This window comes from Pyrococcus sp., from assembly GCF_030153625.1.
GTDB lineage: Archaea > Methanobacteriota_B > Thermococci > Thermococcales > Thermococcaceae > Pyrococcus > Pyrococcus furiosus.
On record NZ_JASKLM010000054.1, the window covers coordinates 1 to 11,094 of the forward strand.

Here is an 11,094-nt window from a genome sequence, read left to right on the forward strand (position 1 = left end):
GTATAATTTTGTCAGAATTCATTCTAGTTTTGGTGATCCGCCTGGTGATGTTACTGAATGGCTTCAGGAGGTGATGCCCCAGTTATCCTGACAATATCGTAAATCGTTACGTTAACCTTATACATGTCCTCATCTACATTGGCGACTATTAGGAAATCTTTTCCTATGGCAGCTGAGGAATAATACCGTAATGGTATTGACCAAACTACCCTTCCCTCGGAATCAACAACTGTCACCTTATAATACTTTGAATAGAATACCTTATACCCATCAACATATCCTAGCAATGTTCCAAGGGTGGAGTATGCAGTTGTTGATGATAAAAATAGAACTAGGATTCCAACGATGATATATTTCCTCATAGTTAATTCACCTAAGTTACTTATGTTAGGCGTTACTCCATATTCTAAACTAATATATAAATTTTTCTTCTTTCAATATTATAAGGGTAATCAAAACTTTTAAATACCCAAGATCCTTACAAGAAGCGATGCCAATGAGGAGGGAGTACCTTCTCCTCTGTATCTTTGATGTCCTCTGACTTGCCTACTTGTTATTCTAGCTCTTCTATTGCACAATTGAAAGGAGGTTTTAGCCATGCCTGAGCTAAACTTCAAGGCTATTGAGGAGAAGTGGCAGAAAAGGTGGCTTGAGGCTAAGATTTTCGAACCAAACATAAAGGATAAGCCAAAGGAGAAGAAGTTCTACATTACAGTGGCATTCCCCTACCTGTCAGGACACCTACACGTGGGCCACGCAAGGACTTATACGATTCCAGATGTGATAGCTAGGTTCAAGAGGATGCAGGGATACAACGTCCTATTCCCAATGGCATGGCACATTACAGGTTCTCCAATAGTTGGAATCGCTGAAAGGATAAAGAACAGGGATCCCCAAACAATTTGGATATACAGGGATGTATACAAGGTTCCAGAAGATATACTATGGACATTTGAGGATCCAGTGAACATTGTAAAGTACTTCATGAAAGCAGCAAAAGAGACTTTCATAAGGGCAGGCTTCAGTGTGGATTGGAGTAGGGAATTCTACACAACCTCCCTCTTCCCACCGTTCAGCAAGTTCATCGAGTGGCAGTTCTGGAAGCTGAAGGAGAAGGGATACATTGTAAAAGGAACTCATAGAGTGAGATGGGATCCAGTAGTGGGGACACCGCTGGGTGATCACGACCTAATGGATGGAGAAGACGTTCCAATTCTTGAGTACATTCTGATAAAATTCGAGCTAAAAGAAGGAGAAGAAACAGTTTATCTTCCCGCGGCAACTCTGAGGCCTGAGACTGTCTATGGAGTAACGAACATGTGGCTAAACCCTGAGGCCACTTACGTCAAGGCGAAGGTGAAGAAGGGAGATAAAGTTGAAACTTGGATAATCAGCAAAGAGGCAGCCTACAAGCTTTCGTTCCAAGATAGAGAAATTGAAGTTGTTGAGGAATTTAAAGGAGAAAAGCTAATTGGAAAGTTCGTTAGAAATCCAGTAACAGGGGATGAAGTCATAATTCTGCCAGCAGAGTTTGTCGATCCTGATAATGCCACTGGTGTAGTGATGAGCGTTCCTGCTCATGCTCCATTTGATCATGTAGCATTGGAAGATCTAAAGAAGCAAACCGACATTCTGCTAAAATATGATATAGACCCCAGGATAGTTGAGAACATAACCTACATTTCCCTAATAAAATTGGAGGGTTATGGGGAATTCCCAGCGGTTGAAGAGGTTCAAAAGCTGGGAGTGAAGAGTCAGAAGGATAAGGATAAGCTGGAGCAAGCTACTAAGACAATTTACAGGGCTGAGTATCACAAGGGAATATTCAAGATACCTCCATATGAAGGAAAGCCAGTTTCTGAGGTAAAGGAGTTGATAGCTAAGGATCTAATGGAGAAGGGAATTGGGGAGATAATGTACGAGTTCGCCGAGAAGAACGTCATTTCAAGGTTTGGAAACAGGGCAGTGATAAAGATAATTCATGACCAGTGGTTCATTGACTATGGAAATCCTGAATGGAAAGAAAAGGCGAGGGAAGCTCTGAAGAGAATGAAAATTCTTCCAGAAAGCAGAAGGGCTCAGTTTGAGGCCATAATAGAGTGGTTGGACAAGAAGGCATGTGCAAGAAAAGTTGGTCTTGGAACTCCTCTACCCTGGGATCCTGATTGGGTAATTGAGAGTCTAAGCGATTCAACTATCTATATGGCATATTACACCATCAGCAGGCACATAAACAAGCTCAGAGAGGAAGGAAAGCTAGATCCAGAAAAGCTAACGCCAGAATTCTTCGACTACATATTCCTTGAGGAGTTTGACGAAAAGAAAGAGAAGGAACTAGAGGAGAAGACAGGAATCTCAGCAGAGATTATTCATGAGATGAAGGAGGAGTTCGAATACTGGTATCCACTTGACTGGCGTTGCTCAGCTAAGGATCTAATTCCCAACCACCTAACGTTCTTCATATTCAACCATGTGGCAATATTCCCCGAGAAGCACTGGCCAAAGGGAATAGCAGTGAATGGCTTTGGAACCCTAGAGGGGCAAAAGATGAGCAAGAGCAAGGGTAATGTGCTCAACTTCATAGATGCAATTGAGGAAAATGGAGCAGATGTAGTTAGGCTTTACATAATGAGTTTAGCCGAGCATGACAGCGACTTCGACTGGAGGAGGAAGGAGGTAGGAAGGCTAAGAAAACAGATTGAAAGATTTTACGAGCTAATAAGTCAGTTTGCTGAGTATGAAGCTAGGGAGAACGTTGAGCTTAAGGATATAGACAAGTGGATGCTCCACAGATTGAACAAGGCCATAAAAGGAACAACCGATGCTCTTGAAGAGTTCAGGACGAGGACAGCTGTTCAGTGGGCCTTCTACACCATAATGAATGACTTGAGATGGTATCTAAGAAGGACAGAAGGAAGGGACGATGAAGCTAAGAGGTACGTGCTCAGAACTCTTGCGGATATATGGGTTAGGTTGATGGCCCCATTTACTCCACACATCTGTGAAGAGCTCTGGGAGAAGCTTGGTGGGGAAGGGTTCGTCAGCCTAGCAAAGTGGCCAGATCCAGTTGAAGAGTGGTGGAACGAGACTATAGAGGCCGAAGAGGAGTACGTAAAGAGCGTTATGGAGGATATAAAGGAGATAATTGAAGTGGCCAAGATAGAAAATGCTAGGAGGGCATACATATACACCGCTGAAGATTGGAAGTGGAAGGTAGTGGAAGTTGTGGCAGAGAAGAGGGACTTCAAGGCGGCAATGTCAGAATTAATGAAGGATCAAGAGCTGAGAAAGCGTGGAAAGGAAATTGCAAAGATCGTGGAAAGGCTAATAAAGGATAGAGCCTTTGAAGTTAAGAGAATTGATGAAGAGAAAGTTCTGAGGGAAGCAAAGGACTTTATAGAGAAAGAGCTTGGAATTGAGATCATAATAAACCCAAGTGAAGATAAGGGTGGAAAGAAGAAGCAGGCAATGCCCTTGAAGCCTGCGATCTTTATTGAGTGATCTTCTTCTCTTTTTATTATACTGTTGTATAACTATATTCTATCCTACTTCAACTTGTTCATCAAAGTCTAATTTCCAAAAATTTAGGGGTTTTTAACCTTTGGTTTTCAATTTTCGGGTTTAAAAAGGCTTTTTTATCTCCCTCACCAACTTTAGACTGGGAAACAAAAATGTTCACTAACGAAAATTTGAGGAGTATTGGTCAATTATGCTCATTGGGAGGTGGTTTGTGTGAGGTATGTTAAGTTACCCAAGGAAAACACTTACGAGTTTTTGGAAAGACTTAAAGACTGGGGGAAGCTTTACGCTCCAGTAAAAATTTCGGACAAGTTCTATGACTTCAGGGAGATTGATGATGTTAGAAAGATAGAATTCCACTACAACAGGACAATAATGCCACCTAAGAAGTTCTTCTTCAAGCCGAGGGAAAAGCTCTTTGAGTTCGACATTTCAAAACCAGAATACAGGGAGGTAATAGAGGAAGTTGAACCATTTATTATATTTGGAGTCCACGCGTGTGACATATATGGCCTAAAGATCCTAGACACGGTATACCTTGATGAGTTCCCCGACAAGTACTACAAGGTGAGGAGAGAGAAGGGGATAATCATTGGAATAAGCTGTATGCCAGATGAATATTGCTTCTGTAACTTGAGGGAGACGGACTTCGCTGATGATGGCTTTGACTTGTTCTTCCACGAGCTACCTGATGGATGGTTAGTGAGGGTTGGCACTCCAACTGGGCACAGGCTTGTTGACAGGAACATAAAGCTCTTTGAAGAGGTAACGGACAAGGATATCTGTGCATTTAGAGATTTTGAAAAGAGGAGACAGCAAGCATTCAAATACCACGAAGACTGGGGCAACTTGAGGTATCTTCTCGAGTTGGAAATGGAACATCCAATGTGGGATGAGGAGGCAGATAAGTGCTTGGCTTGTGGAATATGTAACACCACATGCCCAACGTGTAGGTGTTATGAGGTTCAGGATATAGTGAACTTGGATGGAGTTACTGGGTACAGGGAGAGAAGATGGGATTCTTGTCAGTTTAGAAGTCACGGTTTAGTTGCTGGAGGCCACAACTTTAGGCCAACAAAGAAAGATCGCTTTAGGAACAGGTACCTCTGTAAGAACGCATACAACGAAAAGCTTGGATTAAGTTACTGTGTTGGTTGTGGAAGGTGTACTGCCTTCTGTCCAGCAGATATAAGCTTTGTGGGCAACCTTAGAAGGATTCTCGGACTTGAGGAGAACAAATGTCCTCCAACAGTTAGTGAGGAAATTCCGAAGAGAGGATTTGCCTATTCATCCAACATTAGAGGTGATGAGGTATGATGTTGCCTAAGGAGATTATGATGCCAAATGATAATCCATACGCCCTTCACAAGGTCAAAGTCCTAAAGGTTTATCCCTTAACGGAAAAGGAAAAGCTTTTCCTCTTCAGGTTTGAGGATCCTGAGTTGGCAGAGAAGTGGACATTCAAACCTGGACAGTTTGTCCAGCTGACGATACCTGGAGTTGGAGAGGTTCCCATAAGCATATGCTCTTCCCCAATGAGGAGAGGATTCTTTGAGCTCTGTATAAGAAAGGCGGGAAGAGTTACAACCGTCGTCCACAGGCTAAAGCCCGGTGATACTGTTCTCGTGAGAGGGCCCTACGGTAATGGTTTCCCAGTGGATGAGTGGGAAGGAATGGATCTACTATTAATAGCAGCTGGTCTTGGAACAGCACCTCTTAGGAGCGTCTTCCTCTATGCAATGGACAACAGGTGGAAGTATGGAAACATTACATTCATAAACACCGCACGTTATGGAAAAGACCTCCTCTTCTACAAGGAACTAGAGGCCATGAAAGATTTAGCTGAGGCTGAAAACGTGAAGATCATCCAGAGCGTAACGAGGGATCCAAACTGGCCGGGCCTAAAGGGTAGACCACAGCAGTTCATCGTTAAGGCAAATACAAATCCTAAGAACACTGCAGTTGCAATCTGTGGGCCTCCCAGGATGTACAAGTCGGTGTTCGAGGCCCTCATAAACTACGGCTACAGGCCGGAGAACATCTACGTCACTCTAGAGAGAAGGATGAAGTGTGGAATAGGGAAGTGTGGTCACTGTAACGTCGGAACTAGCACGAGCTGGAAGTACATCTGTAAAGACGGTCCAGTTTTCACTTACTTCGACATAGTCTCAACCCCAGGATTGTTAGACTGAGGTGAGGAAAATGGAAAAGATTAGGATTGGATTTTACGCGTTAACCTCATGCTACGGTTGCCAACTACAATTAGCCATGATGGATGAGCTATTACAGCTCATCCCAAACGCCGAGATAGTTTGCTGGTTCATGATCGATAGAGATAGCGTTGAGGACGAAAAGGTAGACATAGCTTTCATCGAGGGAAGCGTTTCAACTGAGGAAGAAGTTGAACTCGTGAAAAAGATAAGGGAGAATGCAAAGATCGTCGTTGCAGTTGGAGCTTGTGCCGTTCAAGGAGGAGTTCAGAGTTGGAGCGAAAAGCCATTAGAAGAGCTCTGGAAGACCGTTTATGGAGATGCGAAGGTCAAATTCCAGCCAAAGAAGGCTGAGCCGGTATCAAAATACATTAAGGTTGATTACAACATCTACGGTTGTCCACCAGAGAAGAAGGACTTCCTCTACGCCCTGGGAACATTCTTAATTGGTTCATGGCCGGAAGATATAGACTACCCTGTCTGCCTTGAGTGTAGGCTCAATGGATACCCATGTGTCCTTCTTGAGAAGGGAGAACCTTGTCTAGGTCCGGTAACGAGGGCAGGATGTAACGCGAGATGTCCAGGATTTAGAGTTGCATGTATAGGGTGCAGGGGAGCAATAGGGTACGATGTTGCTTGGTTTGATTCTTTAGCCAAGGTGTTTAAGGAGAAGGGAATGACAAAAGAGGAGATAATTGAGAGGATGAAGATGTTCAATGGACACGATGAAAGGGTTGAGAAGATGGTTGAAAAAATATTCTCAGGTGGTGAACAATGAAGAACCTCTACCTTCCAATCACCGTTGATCATATAGCAAGAGTTGAGGGAAAAGGTGGCGTTGAGATAGTAATAGGAGATGACGGAGTTAAGGAAGTCAAGTTGAACATAATTGAGGGGCCCAGATTCTTTGAGGCCATAACGGTTGGAAAGAAGCTTGAGGAAGCTCTGGCCATATACCCAAGAATATGCTCATTCTGTTCTGCCGCTCATAAGTTGACGGCGCTAGAGGCCGCAGAAAAGGCCATCGGCTTCACTCCCAGGGAGGAGATTCAAGCGTTGAGAGAGGTCTTGTACATAGGAGATATGATAGAGAGCCACGCCCTCCACCTATACCTCCTCGTTTTGCCAGATTACCTGGGGTACTCTAGTCCGCTAAAAATGGTGGATGAGTATAAGAATGAGATAAAGACTGCACTCACGTTGAAGAACGTTGGAACCTGGATAATGGATGTTCTAGGCTCGAGAGCAATTCACCAAGAGAACGCAATATTAGGAGGATTTGGAAAGCTCCCAGGAAAGGAAACTTTTGAAAAAATGAAAGAAGAGCTGAAGAAGATTCTACCCTTAACTGAGCAGACGTTTGAACTATTTGCAAAGCTGGAGCAATATAAAGAGGTTGAAGGAGAGATAACGCACTTGGCTGTAAAGCCCAGGAACGATGTTTATGGAATTTATGGAGACTACATAAAGGCGAGCGATGGAAATGAATTTCCCAGCGAAGAATACAAGGAGCACATTAAGGAGTTCGTCGTCGAGCACAGCTTTGCAAAGCACAGCCACTACAGAGGAAAACCCTTCATGGTGGGGGCAATTTCGAGAGTTGTTAACAACCACAAGCTCCTCTATGGAAAGGCAAAGGAGCTTTATGAATCTTATAGGGACTTGCTTAGAGCTACAAACCCATTTGCAAACAACTTGGCCCAGGCATTAGAGCTGGTTTACTTCACAGAAAGGGCCATAGACTTAATCGACGATGCCCTGGCGAAGTGGCCAATTAAGGCTAGAGATGAGGTTGAGATAAGGGATGGATTTGGAGTGTCAACAACGGAAGCTCCCAGAGGAATACTCGTCTATGCCCTAAAGGTAGAGAACGGAAGAGTGAGCTATGCGGACATAATAACCCCAACAGCATTCAACTTGGCAATGATGGAAGAGCATGTAAGGATGATGGCAGAGAAGCACTACAATGATAACCCAGAAAGGCTTAAGCTACTTGCGGAGATGGTGGTTAGGGCATACGATCCATGTATCTCCTGTTCAGTTCACGTAGTTAAACTCCTCTGATCTTTTCTTTAACTTCTTTAAACCTTAGAGAATCATTTCTAAGTACGTAGATTATCGGTAGTTTTCCTGATAAAAACTTTAATATAAGGCTCTTAATTCCGAGAACTTATTCTATAACAGCCTTCCAGGGAAAGAAGATTCCAAATTATTTTATCTTTATGAGCACGAGAGGAGATCTCATAAGGATACTAAGCGAAATTGAAGAGAAAATTAATGAGCTGAAAATGGACGGTTATCAGCCAGACGTTATACTTTTTGGAAAAGAAGCTTACAACTTCTTCTCAAGCATCGTTAAAGTAGAGACTGGAGAAGAGGGACCCCTCACCGAAGTCTCAAATTTAAGAGTGGAAATCCTCCCAGAACTTAACAAAGAAGCGGTAATAATAGACTCCAAGCTTTTAGGATTGAGCCCAGGAGCCGCAAAAAGAATCAGGATTATTAAAGAGTGAAGAATATGTTATGAAGTTGCAAGGATAACAGCTTTATTCAATTGTAAACTTTGGAATAATAAAAAACCCAGTATAATTTGATGATATTTTATAAATATCTCAGTAGCAAAAACACAAATACACCTTTAATTTTTTATTAACTTGGTCAACTCAGGAAAATAACATCTCTACTATATGTTGGGAATGCTTTATAAACTTCCTAATGGGATGATCGTAAGGATTCCAAAAGTAAGAAGTGACAACTGCATTCTCCTGAGATCAGAAAATAATAGAGACTTACAAAAGTCAAGAATAAAGAAAGTGAGATAAGAGGATAAAGAGGCCAAGTTATCTGAGTTTAGCAAAATAAAAATAGAATAAGAAGTAGAAAACAGAGAGCAATTTCGAAACTCAGTTCTGAACATGAGTAGTCTCCAACAAGTAGCAAAAAAGATAGCATTAGCAATAAAAAAATATAATTTTAGGAAACAGACAATATAAATAGGGTGGGAGTAATGGTAGATAAGCATGTTAAAGTTCTTCTTGCTAAGATTGTTGATAGATGTGACAACACCTTGTGCAATTTACCAAGTACTCATCCAAAGCATCGGAGGTATTTTGACCTCTTTATACACCTGGCAGATATAGTCTCCTCATTAGCTGGTGAGGAGAAAATCCTATGGTGGAAAGAGTACACCAACAATAGAGTGAATTATGATAAGGTATATTACAATGTGAAAAAATTAGAGAAATACTGGCTCAACTTCCAGAAGATGTTAGAAAACAAATTATAGATAATTTAAAATCATTTCCTGGGGCTGATCTTATCTTAGAAGAATATGAAAGGGAAGAGGACTTAATGAGAAAAATAGTGAGAGAATTATCTGAAAAAGAGGTAGGAGGCGTGAAGGAAGAAGAGATCTTTTGGGAGTTTAAAGTTAAGAGAGAACCAAATTTATTATATTTGTATCTATTTCCAAGAAAAGAATGGGGACTTAAGCTTGAGGGATACGTTAAATCTATTCTCATAAAGGTAAGTATACATGAAGTTAGAATATGCAGGGAAGAAATCAAAGAAAAGCTACAAACGGTAAACTCATTTAAAGATTGTTTTATATATTCAGATAAAATAGAATTAGAGTTTGAGGACAATCCAAATATACATGAAGACATTAAAAGTGCAATAATAAAACTGAATGAGTTAATAAAGGAGGAGAGAGAAAAACTAGAAAAGATTGAAAAAGCTTTGGAAAGAATTGCAAGGCCCAAAACGGAGAGTGATTGAAAATGCTACCAAACTTCAATAAACCTCCACTACTACTTTTGGATTTTGAGGAAATTAAAGCAATGTTGGCTCCTCAATTAATATTGCCAGAAACCAGAACAGAAAAGAAACTTCTAAAAGAGGAAGTGTATTTTATTTGCTCTATGAAGGGAGTTTGGCCCTGTAAGTAAGACCAAATTGGGCAAGCTATTTAGCTTTTAGGTGGTTTGAACATAGTCAAGTGAATAATTAATCCAACACATATGTGTTAGGAATTGGAGTAACCAGGGCTAGGAAAACACTCCTTGGTGACTCTTCGCTTAATTTGTTCAGAATTCCTAAAAAGAGTCTTGAAAAAAGAGAATTAGGGAAGAAGTTTCTAATTCAATGTCCTTCTTGTGGAAGATGGGTTTGCAGAGATTGCTGGGATACAGAAGTTGGGAAATGCAAGCTTTGCTCACGTAAGAGCTGGTATTAACCCAACGAATAAAGTACTTTCTTAGAACCTGGTAGGTATACAAGTGAATAGATCGTGGAAATTTCTTCAAACATAAAGCATCTTAAAACTAAAATTTAAATTAGGCTATGTACAATAAGAACTATGGTGATTAGGATATGCCGTTCAAGAAGATCGTTGAGGATAGAATGAGGAGGGGGCCTATTCTCAAGAGGCTTAGGGAGCAGTTCTTTAAAGCTTCTACCAAAATTTTAGATGCTGTAGATTTTGAAGGAGCGTTGAAAGGTGATCTAAAAAATGCTAAAAAGTTAGTGGTTATAGCCTCACCATTTTTGAGTAAACAAAAAGTCTCAAGGTTCTTGAGTTTTAAAGAAGTAGGGGAAGGGATAGAGAAAGGAGTTAAGTTTATCGTAATAACAAGGCCGGCTGACAAAAAAGAGGTCGGAGATCCAAAGGAGCATGAGGAATGTGTTCAAATGCTTAAGGAAAAGGGTATAAGAGTTGTTGAACAACCAAGACTTCATTTCAAGTGTGTAATAGTTGATGAATCAATAATATATCATCTAGGATCAATTAATCCATTAAGTATAATGCCAGTAAGCTATGTGCCCCCGGATTATATGGTAAGGTTTGAGAGCGAGGCTCTGGTAGATGAAATAATTGAAAACGTAATTGGGAGAGAAGAATATGAGCATTGGACAAAAGAGTAAATTTATTCTGGCTCAGAAAACTCGGAGATATACTTACCTTTATTTTCCCTAATCCTAATCATAGTAATTTGGAGACATCCCACCGTATAGGGGCTGAGTAAGGCGAAGAAGTCGAGAAATTCTCAGAATTAAGCAATCTCAATAATTTTGGGAATGTTCCATATATTATCTATTATTACTACTGAAGAAACACTAGAAATGGTGCGGGGGCGGGGATTTGAACCCCGGAACCCCTACGGGACGGGACCCTCAATCCCGCGCCTTTGACCAGGCTCGGCAACCCCCGCTCCGTCCCGAAATATCATCCTTATGATGCAACTTATAAAGTTTTCTCTCACCACACGGATACTGTTAGGATAAGCGGTAGGGCGTTAGGTTTAAGTTTCTGATAATTTTTCAGAAAAAGAAGGGAGAGAAATGAAGGCTGAGAGCATTCTATACT

General features: G+C 41.2%; 10 protein-coding genes, 1 tRNA gene and 1 pseudogene. 10 read left to right on the plus strand and 2 right to left on the minus strand.

Annotation, left to right across the window (positions count from 1 at the left end; translation table 11 throughout):
• A pseudogene (locus PWP39_RS08500) lies at positions 1-91 on the plus strand (IS6 family transposase); the annotation flags it as partial.
• Here PWP39_RS08500 and PWP39_RS08505 read toward each other — a convergent pair.
• Positions 51-362 carry a hypothetical protein gene (locus PWP39_RS08505; RefSeq protein ID WP_288073457.1) on the minus strand — a complete coding sequence of 104 codons (312 nt, stop codon included), beginning with the start codon at positions 360-362 and terminating at the stop codon, positions 51-53. The pseudogene PWP39_RS08500 and the gene PWP39_RS08505 sit on opposite strands and share 41 nt — an antisense overlap.
• A 235-nt stretch (positions 363-597) precedes the next feature.
• Here PWP39_RS08505 and leuS point away from each other — a divergent pair, with 235 nt between their 5' ends.
• The 9 genes from leuS to PWP39_RS08550 all read left to right on the plus strand — a co-directional run bounded on the left by leuS (position 598) and on the right by PWP39_RS08550 (position 10,652).
• Positions 598-3,501 carry a leucine--tRNA ligase gene (gene leuS / locus PWP39_RS08510; RefSeq protein ID WP_011012025.1) on the plus strand — a complete coding sequence of 968 codons (2,904 nt, stop codon included), beginning with the start codon at positions 598-600 and terminating at the stop codon, positions 3,499-3,501.
• Between the two features lie 231 nt (positions 3,502-3,732).
• Positions 3,733-4,836 (plus strand): NADPH-dependent hydrogenase/sulfhydrogenase 1 subunit beta, encoded by a 1,104-nt coding sequence (gene hydB / locus PWP39_RS08515; protein WP_288073458.1) that lies wholly within the window; start codon positions 3,733-3,735, stop codon positions 4,834-4,836.
• Complete coding sequence (gene hydG / locus PWP39_RS08520) at positions 4,833-5,711, plus strand: NADPH-dependent hydrogenase/sulfhydrogenase 1 subunit gamma (RefSeq protein WP_288073459.1); 879 nt, start codon at positions 4,833-4,835, stop codon at positions 5,709-5,711. The genes hydB and hydG overlap by 4 nt, the downstream gene beginning before the upstream one ends.
• Positions 5,712-5,721: 10 nt before the next feature.
• A complete protein-coding gene (gene hydD, locus PWP39_RS08525) occupies positions 5,722-6,507 on the plus strand; it encodes an NADPH-dependent hydrogenase/sulfhydrogenase 1 subunit delta (RefSeq protein ID WP_288073460.1) in 786 nt (261 codons plus the stop codon).
• Positions 6,504-7,793 carry an NADPH-dependent hydrogenase/sulfhydrogenase 1 subunit alpha gene (gene hydA / locus PWP39_RS08530; protein WP_288073461.1) on the plus strand — a complete coding sequence of 430 codons (1,290 nt, stop codon included), beginning with the start codon at positions 6,504-6,506 and terminating at the stop codon, positions 7,791-7,793. The genes hydD and hydA overlap by 4 nt, the downstream gene beginning before the upstream one ends.
• Positions 7,794-7,951: 158 nt before the next feature.
• Positions 7,952-8,242, plus strand: coding sequence for a family 4A encapsulin nanocompartment shell protein (locus tag PWP39_RS08535; RefSeq protein ID WP_288073462.1), 291 nt, complete (start codon positions 7,952-7,954; stop codon positions 8,240-8,242).
• Between the two features lie 494 nt (positions 8,243-8,736).
• On the plus strand, positions 8,737-9,015 hold the full coding sequence (locus tag PWP39_RS08540) for a hypothetical protein (RefSeq protein WP_288073463.1): 279 nt from the start codon (positions 8,737-8,739) through the stop codon (positions 9,013-9,015).
• A 65-nt stretch (positions 9,016-9,080) separates the two neighbouring features.
• Positions 9,081-9,506, plus strand: a complete 426-nt coding sequence (locus PWP39_RS08545; protein ID WP_288073464.1) for a hypothetical protein — start codon at positions 9,081-9,083, stop codon at positions 9,504-9,506.
• Between the two features lie 594 nt (positions 9,507-10,100).
• On the plus strand, positions 10,101-10,652 hold the full coding sequence (locus tag PWP39_RS08550) for a phospholipase D-like domain-containing protein (protein ID WP_288073465.1): 552 nt from the start codon (positions 10,101-10,103) through the stop codon (positions 10,650-10,652).
• A gap of 199 nt (positions 10,653-10,851) precedes the next feature.
• Here PWP39_RS08550 and PWP39_RS08555 read toward each other — a convergent pair.
• A tRNA-Leu gene (locus PWP39_RS08555) sits at positions 10,852-10,939 on the minus strand.
• Between the last annotated feature and the right edge of the window lie 155 nt (positions 10,940-11,094).